16 protein-coding genes and 1 pseudogene are annotated in these 19,021 nt (G+C 69.5%); 13 read left to right on the plus strand and 4 right to left on the minus strand.

Features of this window, described 5'->3' with window-relative positions; translation table 11 throughout:
• The first annotated feature begins 2 nt into the window (after window positions 1-2).
• Window positions 3-884: a TIGR01459 family HAD-type hydrolase gene (locus tag HNQ73_RS11030; RefSeq protein ID WP_183334886.1), complete on the plus strand. Its 882-nt coding sequence runs from the start codon at window positions 3-5 to the stop codon at window positions 882-884.
• A 7-nt stretch (window positions 885-891) separates the two neighbouring features.
• Here HNQ73_RS11030 and HNQ73_RS11035 read toward each other — a convergent pair whose 3' ends face one another.
• Window positions 892-1,275 (minus strand): response regulator, encoded by a 384-nt coding sequence (locus HNQ73_RS11035; RefSeq protein WP_183334887.1) that lies wholly within the window; start codon window positions 1,273-1,275, stop codon window positions 892-894.
• Between the two features lie 298 nt (window positions 1,276-1,573).
• Between HNQ73_RS11035 and HNQ73_RS11040 the strand changes: the two genes are divergently transcribed.
• From HNQ73_RS11040 to mutL, 10 genes are all read left to right on the plus strand, one after another.
• Window positions 1,574-2,011: a MaoC family dehydratase gene (locus HNQ73_RS11040; RefSeq protein WP_183334888.1), complete on the plus strand. Its 438-nt coding sequence runs from the start codon at window positions 1,574-1,576 to the stop codon at window positions 2,009-2,011.
• A gap of 84 nt (window positions 2,012-2,095) precedes the next feature.
• Window positions 2,096-3,115: a bifunctional riboflavin kinase/FAD synthetase gene (locus tag HNQ73_RS11045; protein WP_183334889.1), complete on the plus strand. Its 1,020-nt coding sequence runs from the start codon at window positions 2,096-2,098 to the stop codon at window positions 3,113-3,115.
• 81 nt (window positions 3,116-3,196) lie between these two features.
• Window positions 3,197-4,441: a methyl-accepting chemotaxis protein gene (locus HNQ73_RS11050; protein ID WP_183334890.1), complete on the plus strand. Its 1,245-nt coding sequence runs from the start codon at window positions 3,197-3,199 to the stop codon at window positions 4,439-4,441.
• A gap of 267 nt (window positions 4,442-4,708) precedes the next feature.
• Window positions 4,709-7,675, plus strand: coding sequence for an isoleucine--tRNA ligase (ileS, locus tag HNQ73_RS11055; protein ID WP_183334891.1), 2,967 nt, complete (start codon window positions 4,709-4,711; stop codon window positions 7,673-7,675).
• 3 nt (window positions 7,676-7,678) lie between these two features.
• Window positions 7,679-8,173 (plus strand): signal peptidase II, encoded by a 495-nt coding sequence (lspA, locus tag HNQ73_RS11060; protein ID WP_183334892.1) that lies wholly within the window; start codon window positions 7,679-7,681, stop codon window positions 8,171-8,173.
• A gap of 101 nt (window positions 8,174-8,274) precedes the next feature.
• Window positions 8,275-8,994, plus strand: coding sequence for a hypothetical protein (locus tag HNQ73_RS11065; RefSeq protein WP_183334893.1), 720 nt, complete (start codon window positions 8,275-8,277; stop codon window positions 8,992-8,994).
• 158 nt (window positions 8,995-9,152) lie between these two features.
• Window positions 9,153-10,481, plus strand: coding sequence for a M16 family metallopeptidase (locus tag HNQ73_RS11070; protein WP_183334894.1), 1,329 nt, complete (start codon window positions 9,153-9,155; stop codon window positions 10,479-10,481).
• Between the two features lie 40 nt (window positions 10,482-10,521).
• Window positions 10,522-11,814, plus strand: a complete 1,293-nt coding sequence (locus HNQ73_RS11075; protein ID WP_183334895.1) for a M16 family metallopeptidase — start codon at window positions 10,522-10,524, stop codon at window positions 11,812-11,814.
• Between the two features lie 137 nt (window positions 11,815-11,951).
• Window positions 11,952-13,277, plus strand: a complete 1,326-nt coding sequence (locus HNQ73_RS11080) for a glucose-6-phosphate isomerase (protein ID WP_183334896.1) — start codon at window positions 11,952-11,954, stop codon at window positions 13,275-13,277.
• A gap of 45 nt (window positions 13,278-13,322) precedes the next feature.
• On the plus strand, window positions 13,323-15,158 hold the full coding sequence (mutL, locus tag HNQ73_RS11085; protein ID WP_183334897.1) for a DNA mismatch repair endonuclease MutL: 1,836 nt from the start codon (window positions 13,323-13,325) through the stop codon (window positions 15,156-15,158).
• A gap of 258 nt (window positions 15,159-15,416) precedes the next feature.
• Here the strand turns inward: mutL and HNQ73_RS11090 are convergent, their stop codons facing one another.
• Complete coding sequence (locus HNQ73_RS11090) at window positions 15,417-16,049, minus strand: hypothetical protein (RefSeq protein WP_183334898.1); 633 nt, start codon at window positions 16,047-16,049, stop codon at window positions 15,417-15,419.
• Window positions 16,050-16,068: 19 nt separating this feature from the next.
• Here HNQ73_RS11090 and HNQ73_RS11095 point away from each other — a divergent pair, with 19 nt between their 5' ends.
• Window positions 16,069-16,236 (plus strand): hypothetical protein, encoded by a 168-nt coding sequence (locus tag HNQ73_RS11095; RefSeq protein WP_183334899.1) that lies wholly within the window; start codon window positions 16,069-16,071, stop codon window positions 16,234-16,236.
• Between the two features lie 81 nt (window positions 16,237-16,317).
• Here the strand turns inward: HNQ73_RS11095 and rsmD are convergent, their stop codons facing one another.
• On the minus strand, window positions 16,318-16,881 hold the full coding sequence (gene rsmD, locus HNQ73_RS11100; protein WP_183334900.1) for a 16S rRNA (guanine(966)-N(2))-methyltransferase RsmD: 564 nt from the start codon (window positions 16,879-16,881) through the stop codon (window positions 16,318-16,320).
• Window positions 16,882-16,894: 13 nt separating this feature from the next.
• Window positions 16,895-18,277 (minus strand): annotated as a pseudogene (locus HNQ73_RS11105) (pseudouridine synthase); the annotation flags it as partial.
• A 239-nt stretch (window positions 18,278-18,516) separates the two neighbouring features.
• On the opposite strand from HNQ73_RS11105, the gene HNQ73_RS11110 reads away from it, so the two are divergent.
• Window positions 18,517-18,972 carry a nucleoside deaminase gene (locus HNQ73_RS11110; RefSeq protein ID WP_210305105.1) on the plus strand — a complete coding sequence of 152 codons (456 nt, stop codon included), beginning with the start codon at window positions 18,517-18,519 and terminating at the stop codon, window positions 18,970-18,972.
• The last annotated feature ends 49 nt before the right edge of the window (window positions 18,973-19,021 follow it).

The following is a 19,021-nucleotide window of genomic DNA, read 5'->3' on the forward strand; positions in this document are numbered from 1 at the left end:
ACATGACCGACCGGCCAGCCTCCCCGCCTCCGATCATCCAGGGACTACGGACGATCTGCGATCGCTATGACGTCATCCTGTGCGACATCTGGGGCGTGCTGCACAACGGCGTGGAGGCCTTCGCAGCAGCCGGCGAGGCGCTCATGGAGTTTCGCCGGCGCGGCGGGCAGGTCGTGCTCGTCTCCAACGCCCCACGGCCGAACAGACAGGTGCTGGCGCTGCTCGACAGCTTCGGCATCCCGCGCGAGGCGTATGACGCCGCCGTGACCTCCGGCGACGTCACGCGCAGCGAGATCGCGGCCCGGCCGGGCGAGCCCGTCCACCACATCGGCCCGGAGCGCGACCTGCCCCTGTTTGACGGGCTCGATGCTCCGCTCACGACCGCAGCCGAGGCCCGCTACGTGGTCTGCACCGGCCTCGTCGACGACGAGCGCGAGACGCCGGACGACTATGCCGACCTTCTCGCCAAGATGCAGGCTGCCGGGCTGCCGATGATCTGCGCCAATCCCGACCTGGTGGTGGAGCGCGGAACGACGCTGCTCTATTGCGCCGGTGCCCTCGCAGCGGCCTATGAGGAGATCGGCGGGTCGGTGACCTATGCGGGCAAGCCGCACAGGCCGATCTACGAGCGCGCCCTCGGCGAAGCGGAGCGGATCCGCGGTGCGAAGGTGCCCGTCTCGCGCGTGCTCGCCATCGGCGACGCGATCCGCACCGACGTCGCCGGCGCCCACAGCATCGGCGCCGATGCGCTGCTCGTGACGCGGGGCATCCATGCTGCCGAGATCAGCCCGCTCGGCGGCAGCCTCGACGAGATCGCCCTCGCTGCCTGGCTCGAGGACGCAACGCACCGCCCGCAGGCGATCATCGAGAGCCTCGCCTGGTAGAAGGCCGTCAGCCGCCGCAGACGGCCTCGATCTTGGCCTTCAGCGTCTGAGCGTTGAAGGGCTTGACGATGTAGTTGTTCACGCCGGCCTTCTTGGCCGCGATGACGTTCTCCGTCTTCGATTCGGCCGTCACCATGATGAAGGGAATGGAACGCCACGCCTCCTCGGCGCGCACCTCGCGCAGGAGATCGTAGCCGGACATCGGCTCCATGTTCCAGTCGGAGATGACGAGCGCATACTTCTTTTCGCGCATCTTGGCGAGTGCGCTCGGGCCGTCCGGTGCTTCGTCGACGTCCTCGAAACCGAGTTGGTGCAACAGGTTGCGGATGATGCGAACCATCGCCTGGTAGTCGTCGACGATGAGGATCGGCATCGATAGATCAAGGGCCATGGTCTGCTCCGGTCTACGGCAACGGCGCATTTTGCCCGCCACGGCGTCCCGACCAGGCTGGCTGAGAAGAAGCGGCTGTCGTCATGCCCCCACCCTTAGAACGCCCCCTGTTGCGATCAGGTTAATTACATCAAACTCAGTGAAATTTAACACTACCCTTCTGCTTGCGGTGGCCGAAAGTCGCATGGCCCGCTGCAGCGCAATAAGTAATTATGGTGCATTGCCGCAAAAGGGGCAGAACCCCACCGGCTGCCGCACGGATTCCCCGCATCGGCCGCCGCAGCAGCGGGAAGGCTTCATGTTGGAGGTCATGCGCAGCTTCTATTTCGAGGACCTCAGCGTCGGCATGCGCGAACGGCTGATGCGGACGGTCATGGAAGATGACGTCACCGGTTTCGCCAGCGTGACGGGCGATCACAACCCCATCCACATCGACGAGGCCTATGCGGCGCAGACCCGTTTCGGCCAGCGCATTGCGCACGGCATGTTCACGGCGAGCCTCATCTCCGCCGTCCTCGGCACGCGTCTTCCCGGCCCGGGCGCCATCTATCTGTCGCAGACGCTGCAGTTCCTGGCGCCCGTGCGCATCGGCGACGTCGTCACCGCCACGGTCGAGGTGAGCGAGCTCGTGCCGGCGCGGCGGCGGGTGCGCCTGTTCTGCGACTGCGTCTGCGACGGCAAGGCCGTGCTCGAAGGCGAGGCCTGGGTCGCGGTGCCCTCGCGCGCTGATCTCTGATCCATGCTTGACCAGCCGCCCGTGTTCTTGGCAGGGTCCGCCGCGCCCGTAGCCGGGCGATCCTGCCTCGATCCGCGAGCGCCGATGCCCTCGAACATTCCGACCGATTCGCCCTTCCTCGCCCGCAACGAATCGTTCGTTCACTGGCATGGAGAGGGCGACGTGCCAGCCCCGCTGCGGGGTGCGGTGGTGGCTATCGGCAATTTCGACGGGCTGCATCGCGGGCACCGCGCCATCGTCGCGGCAACGGTTGCCCTGGCGCGCGAACATGCCGCGCCTGCGGCGCTCCTCACCTTCGAGCCCCATCCCAGACGTTTCTTCGCGCCCGACAAGCCGCTCTTCCGCATCACGCCCGCGCAGGTGAAGGCGCTCGTTGCGGCCCGGCTCGGCCTTGCGGGCATGATCGAGCTGCAGTTTGACGCCGCCCTCGCGGCAACGAGCGCCCACGACTTCATCGAGCAGCTGCTTGTCGAGCGGCTCGGCGCCAAGGGCGTGGTCGTGGGCCACGACTTCCACTTCGGCAAGGGCCGGCAGGGCACGCCCGCCTTCCTCAGCGAGCACGGAGCCGCGCTCGGCCTTGCCGTGCGCGTCCTGCCCGCGGTGACGGAGGGCGGCGAGGTCGTGTCCTCGAGCGCCATCCGGGCGAGCCTCGCCGCGGGCGACATCGCCCGGGCGAACCATCTGCTTGGTTACCGCTGGCTCGTGCAGGCCGATGTGCGCCACGGTGACAAACGTGGCCGCGATCTCGGCTATCCCACCGCCAATCTCGCGCTCGATCCTGAGTGCGGGCTGCGCCACGGCATCTATGCGGTGCGCGCCGCTGTGGACGGCACCGTCCACACAGGCGTGGCGAGCTTTGGGCGCAGGCCAACGTTCGACAATGGCGCACCGCTGCTCGAGGTGCACCTGTTCGACTTCCGCGGCGACCTCTACGGCCGCACGATGAATGTGGAGTTCGTCGCCTTCCTTCGCCCGGAGGAGCGTTTCGCCTCGGTCGAGGCGCTCGTGGCGCAGATGGACCGGGACAGCGCCGAGGCGCGGCGCCTGCTGCAGGAGGGTATCAGCGGTGTGCCCTCGCTGCTCGATTCCCCCCAGTCTTTCTGATGCCGAAAAGGCTCGATTGCACCAATCCTTAACCCGTCTCGGCAAGGATCGCAGCGTTACAGACCGCCGATTGCCGAGACGATGCACACGACGCCTTTTTCCCAGATCTCCCTCGACAAGCACTATTCATTGGTTTTTCGCGCCGGCGGTTTCTTTCTCGGGACCCTCGCCATTCTCGCGGTCCAGCACGCCATCGCTCTGGAAAGCGACGAGCAGCTCCTGCTCGTGCCGCTGGCCGCAGCCGTTCTCATCACGCTTGTCGGGATCGGTTTCGCGCCGCGCCCGCCCCGTTCGCGGGTGATGCTGGACGACGCGCTCGCACGCCTCGCCGAAGGCAGGCTCGACATTGCCGTGCCGCACGTCAACGACGACGGTGCAACCGGGCGGACGGCACGCGCGGTGGAGGAGTTGCGCCGGCGGCTCATCGTGGCACGCCAGCAGGAGAGCGAGCTGACGACCCTGCGCGCCGAGGTCACGACGCTGCGCGACGAGCGGGCCCGTGTCCGCGACAAGGACCAGGCCAACCTGGCGCAGGCGCTGGACTACATCAAGGGCCGGGCGAACCAGCTCAGCGCTGAGCTGGAGACGCTGCGGCATCAGGTGTCTCTCTCGCTGGAGGCGGGGCGCCGCCCGGCGCGCCGGCCGCTGAATGGTGGCGTCCAGACCGCGGCAGCGGCAGCCGTCGAGCTGACGAGCTCTATCTCGGAGATCGGCCGCCAGCTGCGGCAGGGCTCGAGCATCGCCGCCCGCGCCGTGCGCGAGGTACAGGCGACGAGCGAGCTCGTCCGGGCGCTCGACAAGTCGAGCGCGAAGATCGGCGAGGTCATCACGCTTATCACGGCCATCGCCGAGCAGACGAACCTGCTTGCGCTCAACGCCACCATCGAGGCGGCCCGCGCGGGCGAGGCCGGTCGCGGGTTCGCCGTGGTCGCGCAGGAAGTCAAGGCCCTCGCCAACCAGACCGCCCGCGCCACGGACGAGATCCGCGACCAGATCGTCGACATGCAGGCCGCGACGGCCCAGGCTGTCGAGGCCATCGAGACGATCTCGGGCACCATCGCCTCGATCGACGCGATGACCGTGACTATCGCCGAGGCGGTGAGCCAGCAGAGCAGTGCCACCCAGGAGATCGCCCGCTCCATCGAAGCAGTAGCAGCAGCGAGTCACGGGCAGGAGCCCGAGGATGCACCGGCCGGCACGGCCGAACGCGACCTTCTGGCCTGCATCGAGCGGCTCGGCGACCTCGTCCGCGATCTCGGCACCCAGGCCGGGGCGCTGGCAGGTGAGCCGCGGCCGCCGGTCGAGAGGCAGTTGCGTGTCGCGTGATGCCGCGACACGGCGCGCGGCCGCCGGCTTGTGCCGGCGGCTGTTTTGTTCGAAAAGCGGTGGCCTCTTTGTGCAAAGATGCGTAGAAGACGGCCATGACCGAACCTCGATTCAAGCAGCGAATTAAGGGCCCGGCCTTCGCCTGAGGCACCCGTGAGCGGGTCCCGCGAAGGTCCGGGTTACACGGGGCCCGCGCGGGCCCTTCAATGCTTGCCGCAACATCCCGGGCGCCGCACGCGCGAAGCGCCTACCCGAACCGGCCGATCCATGAACGCTCCCTCCCCCTCCGCTCGCGACTATTCCGAAACGCTGTTCCTGCCGCAGACGTCGTTCCCGATGCGCGCCGGCCTGCCCGAGCGCGAGCCCCAGATCCTCGCCTACTGGCAGCGCATCGGCCTCTACGAGGCCCTGCGCAAGGCGGGCAAGGGCCGCCCGCGCTTCGTGCTGCACGATGGTCCTCCCTATGCCAACGGCCACATCCACATCGGTCACGCGCTCAACAAGGTGCTGAAGGACCTCGTCGTGCGCTCGCAGACCATGCTCGGCTACGACGCCAACTACGTGCCGGGCTGGGACTGCCACGGGCTGCCGATCGAGTGGAAGATCGAGGAGGAATACCGCGCCAAGGGCCGCAACAAGGACGAGGTGCCGGTCGTCGAGTTCCGCCGCGAGTGCCGCGCCTTCGCCGAGAAGTGGATCAACGTGCAGCGCGAGGAATTCAAGCGCCTCGGCATCGAGGGCGACTGGGCCAACCCCTATCTCACCATGGCCTACCCGGCCGAGGCACAGATCGCCCGCGAGCTGATGAAATTCGCCGCCACCGGCCAGCTCTATCGCGGCTCCAAGCCCGTCATGTGGTCGATCGTGGAGCGTACGGCGCTGGCCGAGGCGGAGGTGGAGTATCAGGAGCACACCTCCACCACCATCTACGTGAAGTTCCCGGTCAAGGCCGCCTCGGGCAGCCTGCTCGACGGGGCGAGCGTCGTCATCTGGACGACCACGCCCTGGACCATCCCGGGCAACCGCGCCATCGCCTATTCGGACAGCATCACCTACGGCCTCTACGAGGTCTCTGAGGCGCCGGCCGGCAACTGGGCCGTGAAGGGCGAGCGCTACGTGCTCGCCGACAAGCTCGCCGACGAGACGATGAAGGCGGCGCGCGTCCAGCGCTGGCACCGCATCGCTGCCGTCACGCCGAGGGATCTGGCGGGCGTGTTGTGTGCCCATCCGCTCGCCGGGCAGGGCTATGACTTTGGCGTGCCGCTGCTTGCCGGCGATTTCGTCACCGACGACGCCGGCACGGGCTTCGTGCACATCGCCCCCGGCCACGGCGCGGACGACTATAATCTGTGGGTCAACAACAAAGCCGCCTTCGCCGCCGCCGGCACGCCGGACGTGCCGCAGACGGTGGGGCCGGACGGCGCCTACTATCCGCACGTGCCGCTCTTCGCCGGCGCCCGGGTGCTCGACGACAAGGGCCGCGAGGGCGACGCCAACGAGCGCGTCATCAAGGCCCTCGTCGAGGCGGGCAAGCTCGCCGCCCGCGGGCGGCTGAAGCACCAGTATCCCCACTCCTGGCGGTCGAAGGCACCGCTCATCTTCCGCAACACGCCGCAGTGGTTCATCGCCATGGACAAGCCGCTCGGCGGGCCTGGTGACACGCTGCGCTCGCGCGCGCTCAAGGCGATCGCCGCAACCCAGTGGGTGCCACCGGCCGGCGAGAACCGTATCAACGGCATGATCGAGAACCGGCCCGACTGGGTCATCTCGCGCCAGCGCGCCTGGGGCGTGCCGATCACCGTCTTCGTGCGCGAGGACGAGAAAGGCAACGTTGTCGAGCTGGCGCCGGGGCCTGATTTCGCCGCCAACGAGGAGCTGTCTGCACGTATTGCCGCCGCCTTCGAGGCCGAGGGGGCGGACGCCTGGTTCAGCGCCGACCCTCGCCGCTTCCTTGAGGGCCTCGTTCCCGATCCGTCGGCCTTCACGCCGGTGATGGACATCCTCGACGTGTGGTTCGATTCCGGCTCCACCCACGCCTTCACGCTCGAGGTTCGCGAGGATCTGAAGACCCGTCGCCGCGTCGACGGCGGGCCGGACCGGGTGATGTATCTCGAGGGATCGGACCAGCACCGCGGCTGGTTCCACTCCTCGCTGCTCGAGAGCTGCGGCACGCGCGGACGCGCGCCCTACGACATCGTCGTCACGCACGGCTTCACGCTCGACGAGCAGGGCCGCAAGATGTCGAAGTCGCTGGGCAACACCGTCGCCCCGCAGGATGTCATCAAGCAGTACGGCGCCGACATCCTGCGCCTGTGGACCGCCTCGGTGGACTACTGGGACGACCAGCGCATCGGCCCGGAGATCCTCAAGAGCGTCGTCGACCAGTACCGCAAGCTGCGCAACACCATCCGCTGGATGCTGGGCACGCTGCACCACTTCGACCCGAGTGACCTCGTGCCGACGAACCGCATGCCGGAGCTGGAGCGGCTGATGCTGCACCGGCTCTGCGAGCTCGACGGGGAGGTGCGCAAGGCCTACGCCACCTACGACTACAAGCGCGTCGTCTCCCTGCTCGCGTCCTTCATGACGTCGGACCTGTCCGCCTTCTATTTCGACGTGCGCAAGGATGCGCTCTACTGCGACCCGGCCTCCAGCGTCACACGGCGCAGCGCACTTACCGTCATCGACCAGCTCTTCCGTTGCGTCGTGACGTGGCTCGCGCCGGTGCTCGTCTTCACGGCGGAGGAGGCCTGGCTCGCGCGCTTCGGCGAGGAGTCGGGCTCGGTGCATCTCCAGCAGTTCCCCATCATCCCGCCCGAGTGGCGCAACGACGAGCTTGCCGCGCGCTGGACGCGTATCCGGCGGGTCCGCCGTGTCGTCACCGGCGCACTCGAGATCGAGCGGGCGCAGAAGCGCATCGGCTCGAGCCTCGAGGCCGCGCCCGTCGTGTATGTCGCGGATGCCGAGCTGCGCGGCCTGCTGGCCGGCGTCGACTTCGCCGAGATCTGCATCACCTCCGCCATCACCGTCACCGACGGCGAGGGCCCGGCCGAAGCGTTCCGGCTCGACGACGTGCAGGGTGTCGCTGTGGTGCCGGCGAAGGCCGAGGGGCGCAAGTGCGCCCGCTCGTGGAAGATCTCGCCCGATGTCGGCAAGGATGCCGACTACCCGGACGTGACCCCGCGCGATGCGGCGGCGCTGCGCGAGTGGGATGCCCGCCACAAGGCTGCCTGACGCATGACGCCCGCCCGGCTCGGTTTCCTCGTCGCGGTTCTCACCCTCGCGCTCGACCAAGCGACGAAGCTCTGGCTCTACTTCGTCGCCGAGATCACGACCTGGACCGAGCCGGTCGCGCTCACGCCCTTCATGTCCCTGACGCTTGTCTGGAACCGGGGCATTTCCTACGGCCTCTTCCAGCAATCGAGCGAGACAGGACGCTGGGCGCTGATCGTCCTGTCCTTCGCGGCGGCGGTTGGCCTGTCGGTCTGGCTCGCGCGCAGCGCGCACCAGGTGGTGGCCGTGGGGCTCGGCCTCCTCATCGGCGGGGCCGTCGGCAATGCCATCGACAGGCTCCTCTACGGCGCGGTGCTCGACTTCGTGCACCTGCACGCCGGCTCCTTCAGCTGGTACGTCTTCAATGTCGCTGATGCTGCCATCGTTGCGGGGGTAGGGCTCCTTCTGTATGACTCCTTCGTCCTCGAGCGCAGGCGCTCGGCCGCCCCGCGCGGCTGAGGCCCGGCCAGCGGCGGCGTGGCGCCTCACAATCGCCGCACCGATCGTCGAAACGTGGCGTACCGGCCGGAGGAAGCCGGTGTTGTTGATGGGATAGGATCATGACGCGAAACGACGTGACGTCCGGCCTCGTTAAGCCCGGCTTCATGAGGGCGGGGCTCCTGGCCGCCATCGCCGCCTTCGCGTTTGCCCTCGCCTACCCGGGGCCGGCGCAGGCGCAGGAAGAAAGCGGCGTCTTCATGAAGAACCTGCTCGGCTCCCTCGGCATCATCGAGGGCGAGCAGGACGCCATCATCTACCGCGAGCGCCCGCCCCTCGTTGTGCCGCCGTCCACGAGCACACTGCCGCCGCCGCGCGACAGCGAGCGGCTGACCGCCAACCCCGCCTGGCCGAAGGACCCCGACGTCGCCAAGGCGCGCGAGGCCGCTGCTGCCGCGCGCCGTCCGGTGCCCGTGCGCAACGACCAGATGGTGTCGCAGGGCGCCCGCATGTCGAACCAGGAGCTGCTGGCCGTGCGCGGACGCGGCCCCAACAGTGCCCCCGGGCCGATCGCGAACCCGTGCTATGGCGACAACTGCCGCGAGACGCACTGGGTGAACCCGGACCAGCTGCGCTATTCCAACGGTCGCGACCCCGACGCCCCGCCCATCGCCTACGGCAAGGAGCCGCAGCGCCAGGCGCTGACAGAGCCGCCGCCCGGCTATCGCCTGCCCTCGCCCGAGGCGCCCATCGGCAAGGCTGAGCGCGCCCCGGCCACGTCGGCGCCCGAGGATGGCGATCCGCGCGGCTTCATCAATCAGGAAGCGCGCCGCAACAGATGACAAGAGCCTTCCGGCAACCTATCTCCTGAGCGCAGGCTGCGTGTGGCCGGCGCCAGCAGATTCCCGGGTTGCCACCGGTCCTGCCGCGCCGGCTGTCGACGCAGCCGGCGCTTTGCATTTCAAATGCCGCCCGTCCCGCCGTCCGACCGGAACACACCATGACCCACACCCCTCCCGCCGACCTCACGCCCACCGCAACCCGGCACCAGGCGCCAGAGGGGGCAGCGGCGCAGACGCATACCTTCCGGCTCGACAACGGGCTCGACGTGGTCGTCATCCCGGACCGGCGGGTGCCTGTGGTCACGCACATGGTCTGGTATCGCAACGGCTCGGCCGACGATCCGCCCGGCAAGTCCGGCATCGCCCACTTCCTCGAGCACCTGATGTTCAAGGGCACGGCGAAGCACCCTGCCGGCGAGTTCTCCAAGGTCGTCGCAGCCCTCGGCGGCCAGGAAAACGCCTTCACCTCCTACGACTACACGGCCTATTTCCAGCGCGTCGCCAAGGAGCATCTCGGCACGATGATGGAGTTCGAGGCCGACCGCATGACGGGCCTCGTGCTGACTGACGACGTCGTCGCGCCCGAGCGTGACGTGGTGCTGGAGGAGCGGCGCATGCGCGTCGAGACTGACCCGGCCGCCCAGCTCAGCGAGGCGATGGAAGCGGCGCTCTACGTTCATCACCCCTACGGCACGCCCATCATCGGCTGGATGCATGAGATCGAGGGCCTGAGCCGCGACGACGCGCTCGCCTATTACGAGCGCTTCTACACGCCCGAGAACGCCATTCTCGTCGTGGCCGGCGACGTCGAGCCGGAGGAGGTGCGGGCCCTCGCCGAGAAGACCTACGGCAAGGTCAAGTCGCGCGGTGCCCGGCCGGAGCGTTCGCGCCCGCGCGAGCCGGAACCACGCGCCCTGCGCAAGGTGACGGTGGCCGACCCCAAGGTGGAGCAGCCCTATGTGCAGCGGGCCTATCTCGTGCCCTCAGCCCGCACGCAGACGGGCAACGAGGCCTATGCGCTCGACGTGCTCGCCGAGGTCCTCGGCGGCGGCGCCACCTCGGTGCTCTACCGCGAACTCGTGATGAAGCGCGACATCGCGGTCTCCGCCGGGGCCTACTACCTGTCCGGGATGCTGGATGACAGCCGCTTCCTCGCCTACGCCGTGCCCAAGCCCGGCATCACCCTCGACGCACTCGACGAGGCGATCGACGCCGTCATCGCCGATTTCCTCGCCCGCGGCGTCGAGCCGGCCGAGCTCGCCAGCGCCAAGACCCGCCTCATCGCCGAGATGGTCTACGCTGCCGACAACCAGGCTCACCTCGCCCGCATCTACGGCGCGGCGCTCGCCGTTGGCGAGACGGTGGAGGAGGTCGAGGCCTGGCCGGGCCGCATCGAGGCCGTGACGGCCGAGGATGTCGTGGAAGCGGGCCGCCGCTTCCTCGTGGCCCGCCGTGCCGTCATCGGCCACCTCGCGCACGCCGACTGATCTCCGCTTCCGCTCCCCGCCCTTCCCGACTGGAGCCACCATGACAACGAGCGCCGCCACGAAGACCGCCGAACAGCCCTACCGTGCCTCCCACCGCGTGCAGCGCGTGGTGTCGCCGGGCGGCATCGAGGCCTGGCTGGTCGAGGAGCATGCCGTGCCGCTGGTGGCGCTCGAGTTCGCCTTCCTCGGCGGCACGACCCAGGACGCGCCGGGCAAGGGCGGCACGGCGACAATGCTCGCCGGCCTGCTCGACGAGGGGGCGGGCCCGCACGACTCGGCCGCCTTCCAGCAGATGCTGGCAGACCGGGCCATCGAGCTGCATTTCTTCGCCGACCGTGACAGCCTGCGCGGCTCGCTGAAAACCTTGCGCCGCCATGCGGACGAGGCCTTCGATCTCCTGAGGCTCGCTGTGAACGAGCCGCGCTTCGACGCCGATGCCATCGCCCGCGTCAGGGCGCAGGTCGAGGCGGGCCTGCGCCATGTCCTGAAGGATCCCGACGCGGTTGCGCGGGAGCAGTTCTTCCGCCACGCCTTCCCGGATCATCCCTACGGGCGCCCGCCGCAGGGCACGCTCGCGGAGGTGCCGGCCATCGCGCGCGAGGATCTCGTGGCCATGCACCGCGCGACCATGGCCCGCTCCAACCTCTTCGTCGCCGCGGTGGGTGCGATCGACGGCGCGACCCTCGCGGCGCGTCTCGACGACATCTTCGGTACGCTGCCCGCCACCGCGGGAATCGCGCAGCCGGCCGAAGTCGTGCCGGCGACCGCCGATGCGCCCGTCGTGGTCGACATCGACGTGCCGCAGTCGGTGATCCGCTTTGGCGGGCCCGGCATCGCGCGCCTCGATGACGACTACCTGCCCGCCTACGTGCTCAACCACATTCTCGGCGGCGGCTCCTTCACCTCGCGCCTTTTCCAGGAAGTGCGCGAGAAGCGCGGCCTCGCCTACAGCGTCCACACCTCCCTTCTGCCGCTGCGCAGCAGCGCCCTCTTCGGCGGCTCCACCGCAACGAAGAACGAGCGCGCCGCCGAATCGCTCTCCGTCATCCGCGCCGAGATCGCCGACCTGCTCGCGAAGGGGCCGAGCGAGGACGAGCTGGCGAAGGCCAGGCAGTTCCTCATCGGCTCCTATGCGCTGCATTTCGACACCTCCGCCAAGATCGCGCGGCAGCTGCTGCAGATCTCCATGGATGGACTCGGCATCGACTACATCGACCGGCGCAACGACCTCGTCGCAGCCGTGACCATGGCGGACGTGCGGCGCGCGGCGGAGCGGCTGTTTGCGGATAACAGGATGCTCGTCGTCGCTGCGGGCCGGCCCGAGGGGCTGTGAGCGGGCGGCCGGCGGCGCGGGCCATGGTAGCCGCACGCCTCCGGGCACATTATCGTCGCCTTCATGCCTGATGAGTCTTGCCGGGTCTCCGTCGCCCGGACGACCTGTCCCGAGAGCCGATTGAAAAGAGGCCTCCGATGACCTTCACGCAGTCGATCGATCTTGTCCGCGCCGCCACCATCGGCGGTGACGGCCTGCCGGACACCGCCATCGATGCCGCCCTCTCCGCCGTCGAAACGGCTGCTGGCCGCCTCGCCAGCGAGCATCGGGCCGGCGCGCTGCCGCTCCTCTCCGTGCCGGGAGAGACCGGCGACCTCGCCGCGATCCGCGAAGCCGGCGCGCGGCTGGCCGATGGAGCGAGCGACGTCGTCATCCTGGGCACCGGGGGCTCCAGCCTCGGCGGGCAGACGCTCGCCCAGCTCGCCGACTATGCCGTGCCGGGTCTCGGGCGCTTTGCGGACAAGCCGCGCATCCACTTCCTCGACAATCTCGACCCGCTGACCTTCGGCAGCCTCCTGGAGCGCCTGCCCCTCGAGACGACGCGCTTTGCCGCCATCTCCAAGTCCGGCGGCACGGGCGAGACGCTGCTGCAGACCATGGCCGTTCTCTCCGCGCTCGACCGCGCCGGGCTGCGTTCGAAGGTCAGCACCATGTTCGTGGGCCTGTCGGAGCCACAGGTGGACGGCGGCAAGCGCAACGCCCTGCGAGCCCTGCTGGAGCCGGAGGGTGTCCCCTTCCTCGAGCATCACACCGGCATCGGCGGACGCTATTCGGTGCTGACCAACGTCGGCCTGCTGCCTGCAGCGGTCCTCGGCCTCGACATCGCCGCCATCCGGGCCGGCGCGGCGGAGGTGGTGGCGCCCTTCATCTCGGGCGGCGACGTGCGCGAGGCGCCGAGCGCCATCGGCGCGGCAGTCAACATGGCGGCGACACTGGAAGGCAGGGCTATCGCCGTCTTCATGGGCTATTCGGACCGTCTGGAGCGTTTCGCCCGCTGGTGGGTGCAGCTGTGGGCGGAGAGCCTCGGCAAGGACGGCAAGGGAACGCAGCCTGTCGCCGCGCTCGGGCCCGTTGACCAGCACAGCCAGCAGCAGCTCTACCTCGCCGGGCCGAAGGACAAGCTCTTCACCGTCGTCACCACTGCCGCGCGCGGCCGGGGGCCAAAGATCGACGCCGCACTCGCCGAGCGGGCCGGCCAGGCGGATTTCGGCGGCAAGACCATTGGCGACCTCGTGGCGGCGCAGGGGCTCGCCATGATAGACACCTTCGCGCGCAACGGCTGCCCGGTGCGCCACATCCATGTCGACCGCATTGACGAGCGCACCATGGGCGCGCTGCTCATGCACTTCATGCTGGAGACGATCCTGACCGGCTTCGCGCTCGGCGTGGATCCGTTTGACCAGCCGGCCGTGGAGGAGGCGAAGATCCTCGCCAAGCGCTATCTCGCTGAAGGGCGCGGCTGAGGCCTCCGCCTGCCGCATCAAGCCCCGCGTTATACGGATCGACCCATGGCGGTGCGCCGTCTCGACCCTGTCCTGATCGACCGCATTGCCGCCGGCGAGGTGATAGAGCGGCCGGCGGCAGCCGTGAAGGAGCTCGTCGAGAACGCGCTCGATGCCGGCGCGACAACCATAGAGGTCGTGATCGAGGCCGGCGGCCGGCGCCTCATCCGCGTCAGTGACGACGGCACCGGCATGACGCGCGAGGATCTTTCGCTCGCCGTCGAGCGTCACGCTACCTCCAAGCTGCCAACCGGCGACCTTTTCGCCATCGCAACGCTCGGCTTCCGCGGCGAGGCCCTGCCCTCCATCGGCGCGGTGGCGCGTCTGTCGATCACGACGCGCCATCCGGATGAGCCGCACGGCTGGGAAATCGTGGTTGACGGGGGCGTCAAGCACGAGCCGCGGCCCGCTGCGGCGGTGCGCGGCACGCGCGTGGAGGTGACGGACCTGTTCGCCGCCACGCCGGCGCGCCTCAAGTTCCTGAAGACCGACAGGGCGGAGGCCCAGGCGGTGGCGGAGGCGGTGAAGCGCCTCGCCATGGCCCACCCCGATGTGCGCTTCGTCCTGGCCGGCGACAATCTCTCGCCGCTCGACCTGCCGGCGGAGGGGGACGACCAGGAGGCGCTGCTGAGGCGCATCACACGCCTCATCGGCCCCGATTTCGCGCCCAACGCCCTGCCCGTTTCCGCGAGCCGCGAGGGCATCGATCTCGAGGGCTTTATCGGCCTGCCGACCTATCATCGCGGCACGGCGGCGCAGATCCACACCACGGTCAACGGCCGCCCGGTGCGCGACAAGCTCATCCTGGGCGCCATACGCGCCGCCTATATGGATTTTCTGCCAAGAGACAGGCACCCGGCGCTGGCGCTCGCCATCAGCTGCGATCCGCGGGTCGTCGATGTCAATGTGCACCCGGCCAAGACGGAGGTGCGCTTCCGCGACGGCGGGCTCGTGCGCGGCCTCGTCGTCGGCGCCCTCAAGGAGGCGCTGACGCGCGCCGGCCACCGGGTGACAACCACCGGGGGGCTGCGGACGCTGGAAGCGGCGCGGCCAGCCTTTGCCCTTCCATCCGCTGCGCCGACGCCGGGCGCTCTCGCCTCCCCCACGCCGCGACTGCGTGCGCCCGCCGACGGTGCCTGGCGGGACTGGCAGGCGCCCCTCTCCGGGCTCGACGAACCACGGCAGTCGACACTGGACGGTATCGCGGTTCCCTCTGCCGACGCGCGGGCTGGCGTCGACGAACCGGATGCGGACGCGCTTGCCCAGCCGCTCGGCGCCGCCCGCGCGCAGGTGCACGAGAACTACATCATCGCACAGACGCAGGACGGCATCGTCATCGTCGATCAACACGCGGCGCATGAGCGGCTCGTCTACGAGCGGCTGAAGCGCGAGCGCGCCGCAACGGGGATCACGCGCCAGATGCTTCTCATCCCTGAGATCGTCGAGCTCGATCCCGTCGAGGCAGACCGTCTGCTTGCCCACGCGGAGACGCTCGAGGCGCTGGGCCTCGTTATCGAGGGCTTCGGGTCTGGCGCCGTGGCCGTGCGGGAGGTGCCCGCCGCGCTCGCGGGCGGCGCCATCAAGCCCCTCGTCCGCGACGTTGCCGATGCTCTCGCGGAATGGGGCGACGCCCGCGCGCTGGAGGAACGTCTCGATCACGTGCTTGCAACCATGGCCTGCCACGGCTCCGTGCGCTCGGGCCGCAGGCTCCGCCCCGAAGAGATGAATGCACTGCTGCGCGAGATGGAGGCGACCCCGCACTCGGGCCAGTGCAACCACGGCCGGCCGACCTATGTCGAGCTCAAGCTGGCCGATATCGAGCGTCTCTTCGGCCGTCGCTGACCGGCACCCGCCCCGCCGACCACGACGGGCCGCAACCTCTGCCCGTCAGCACCGTTGAAGCGCCGGCGCATGCGGGCCGTGCCCGCCTTTTTTCCGGCCGCCCTGCCCTGGCGATCTTTCACCGGGCCCGGTTCTCTGGTGCGCAACATTCCAAAGACAGAAACAATACATTTCGCGATTGATCACGATTAGTATCTAGACAAAATATATCACGTTGCTATTTTCCGCACCGCAACGCACACCTGATCACCGGAAGAATCATATAGATATTATTACTCCATTTTTCTTCATGTGCTTCTGAAATTTCATTTCTATACCAAGATCTGTACGAACAAAGGAATTTGTCATGAGCTTTTGCATGCCGATCTGCGGCCCTGTCGTTTGCATGCCGCTGTGCCCACCCCCGTGCCAGCCATGCCCGCCGAGCCCACCGCCTCCGCCTCCGCCGCCGCCGCCGAACCCGTGCCCGCCCCCGAAGCCGGAGCCGAAGCCGGAACCGTGCAAGCCCGAGCCGAAGCCGGCGCCCTGCCCGGCCCCGAAGCCGGAGCCGAAGCCAGAGCCGTGCAAGCCCGAGCCGAAGCCGGCGCCCTGCCCGGCCCCGAAGCCGGAGCCGAAGCCAGAGCCGTGCAAGCCCGAGCCGAAACCGGCGCCTTGCCCGGCCCCGAAGCCGGAGCCGAAGCCAGAGCCGTGCAAGCCCGAGCCGAAGCCGGCGCCCTGCCCGGCCCCGAAGCCGGAGCCCAAGCCGGAGCCGTGCAAGCCCGAGCCGAAACCGGCGCCTTGCCCGGCCCCGAAGCCGGAGCCCAAGCCGGAGCCGTGCAAGCCCGAGCCATGCAGGCCCCAGCCGTGCGCACCGAAGGGTGGCCATTGCGATAGCAAGGGTCTGGCCGGCATCCTCGGAGAGCTGAAGAGCGTGCTGACGGCCCTCGAGAAGACGCTCAATGCGCTTTCGACGAAGCTTGCCGATCTTTGCGGCCTCGGTGAGCGTCCCTGCGGGAATGACGCGTGCAACCGCGATGACAGGAACGATATCACCTCCTTCATCGCGAAAATCTTCATCAGCCTGAAGCTTTCCCAGTGACGATGCGCATGGCCGGTGCGGGACGAGCCTCCCGCGCCGGCCTCTTTCCACCTGCCCTGTCGTTCGGGAGGCCGCGGAAAACTATCCGCCGGTATCGAAGCGCAGGACAAGCACCTTGCTGTCGCCGTACTGCCGCTCCTCGAGCAGCCTGAACCCCTCCGGCGGAACAACGGGCGACGACGACGCCTCCTCCAGCACAACCAGTGCATCCGGTGCCAGCCAGCCGCCGTCGCGGGCGCTGGCGAGTGCCCGCTCGCCAAGGCCCTTGCCGTAGGGCGGGTCGCAGAAGACGAGCGAGAAGGGCTCGAGAGGCTTGGCCGGGCCGAGCCTCGTCGCATCGCGCCGGAAGATGCGTGTCAGGCCGGCCGCGCCGAGCGCATCGACATTGGCACGGATAACTCCCCGCGCCTCGGCACCATTGTCAACGAGAAGCGCGAAGGCCGCGCCGCGCGACACGGCCTCGAGCCCCATGGCCCCGGTGCCAGCGAAGAGATCGAGCACCCGCGCGCCTGCCACCGGGTCGTCATAGGCGTGGGTCAGTACGTTGAAGAGGGCTTCGCGCAACCGGTCCGACGTCGGCCGGATGGCGTCAGTCCTCGGCCCAGCGAGGGGCCGGCCCTTGAACCGCCCTGCGACGATGCGCATGGCCGCCCCTCTAGCGCTTGCGCGGGCCGGTGGGCTTGCGCGGGCCGCCCGAGCGCGGGGGACGTGCTCCGGGCTTGCCGCCGGAGGTCCGCCCTGCCGGTCCGGAACCGCCCGGCTTGCCCGGACGCTTGCCGGGCCGCTCCTGCCCTTCCCGTCCCCGCAGGTCGGGCCGGTCACCGGAGGGACGACGCGCCGGCTTCTGCACGGCCCGGACGGCACTGCCGCCGCGGGCGCCCCCTGCCGTTGCAGCAGCGCTGCGGCGCCGCGGCACGGGCGCCTCACGCACCGGCTCCTCGGTGGCGCGCACGATACGCTCGACCAGCACCCTGCGCCCGCGCGCATCGGCGATGCGGCCGGCGCGGGCGCGCTCCTTCTCCGCGTTCGCCAGGCGCTCCGCCTTCGGGTCGGCCCCGCGGCGTGGCGGGCGCGCCCGGCCACTGGTGTCCTCGTCGGCGCGCCACACGCTGCGGCCCTTCGTCTCCTCGGGCCGTGGAGTCTCTTTCGCCTCTCGCGCCGGCGCACGGCGAAGACCGGCCGGCTTCCTGCCGGCAGGCTCCGGCCGGTCGAGGATGTCGGTGTCGGGCGCGAAGATCGGCGCGTCGAAGTCCGCTCCGGCCTGGGCCGCGAGCTTCTCGCCGAGCTGGTCCTTGAGAACCCGGGTGCGCACCTCCTCCACGGCGCCCTCGCCGAGGTCGCCGAGCTGGAAGGGCCCGAAGGACACGCGGATGAGCCGGTTCACCTTGAGACCGAGATGCTCGAGGATGCGCTTGACCTCACGGTTCTTGCCCTCTCGCAGGCCCACCGTCAGCCAGACATTGTCGCCCTGCTTGCGCTCGAGCCGCGCCTCGATCGGGCCGTAGTGCATGCCGTCGATTGTGACGCCGTTGGCGAGGCCGTCGAGCGTCGCCTGGTCCGTCTCGCCATAGGCGCGGACGCGATAGCGCCGCAGCCAGCCGGTGTCGGGATGGGCGAGAACGCGCGCGAGGCCGCCGTCGTTGGTCAGCAGCAGCAGCCCTTCCGTATTGATGTCGAGCCGGCCGATGGCGACGACGCGCGGCAGGTCGGGTGGCAGCGCCTCGAAGACGGTCGGCCGTCCCTCGGGGTCGCGCGCCGTCGTCACGAGGCCGCGCGGCTTGTGGTAGAGCCACAGGCGCGTGCGTTCGCGCGTCGGCATCGGCTCGCCGTCGATCGTCACCCGGTCGTCGGGGCCGATCAGTGTCGCCGGCGTGTCGATGAGCTTGCCGTTCACGGCGACGCGGCCGGCGCGGATGATCTCCTCGGCGTCGCGTCGCGAGGCGACGCCGGCGCGGGCCATGACCTTGGCGATGCGCTGGCGCCCGTCCCTGTCGGGCAGGACTTCGCGCGCAGCCACGGCGCGCCGCGCCGCCTTGCGCATCAGCGGGCTGTTGCCGTCCACGACGGCGGCCGGGCGGCCGCTGTCCGCGACGCCCGCCTTGTTCACGGATTTCTTCTTGCCGGCGGAACCGGGAAGCCGCTTGCCGGCTGCCTGCCCTTTGCCGGCCGGTCCCTTGCCACCGGCGCGGCGCGGGCCGCGTTGATCGTCAGACTTGTCGTTCATGGCGCGGTGATAGCAGAGTGCAGGCGGCGAAGCGAGGAGGAGCATCAGGCTTCGACATGAATAACAACGCGCGCACGGATGCGATGGCCGTCGCCCTGGCAGAAGCGGAAGCTGCCGCCGCACGCGGCGAGGTACCCGTGGGCGCGGCCGTTGTGCGCGACGGCCGCGTGATCGCCCGCGCCGGCAACCGCACGCGCGAGCTCAACGACCCGTCCGCCCACGCGGAGATGCTCGCCATCCGCGAGGCCTGCCGCGCGCTCGACGACGAGCGACTTGCCGGCTGCGACCTCTACGTGACGCTTGAGCCATGCCCCATGTGCGCGGGGGTCATCTCCTTCGCCCGCATCCGGCGGCTCTATTTCGGCGCGGCAGATCCCAAGGGCGGCGCTGTCGAGAACGGCGTCAGGCTCTACACCTCGCCCACCTGCCACCATGCACCGGAGGTCTACGGCGGCATCCGGGAGAGCGAGGCCGCGCGCCTGCTCAAGGACTTTTTCCGCGAGCGGCGCTGACCAGACCGCAGGCAGCCGCGAGTGCCGACGAAGGCCGGCGACGCGCGGG

It is taken from the genome of Chelatococcus composti, assembly GCF_014201415.1.
GTDB classification, from domain to species: domain Bacteria; phylum Pseudomonadota; class Alphaproteobacteria; order Rhizobiales; family Beijerinckiaceae; genus Chelatococcus_A; species Chelatococcus_A composti.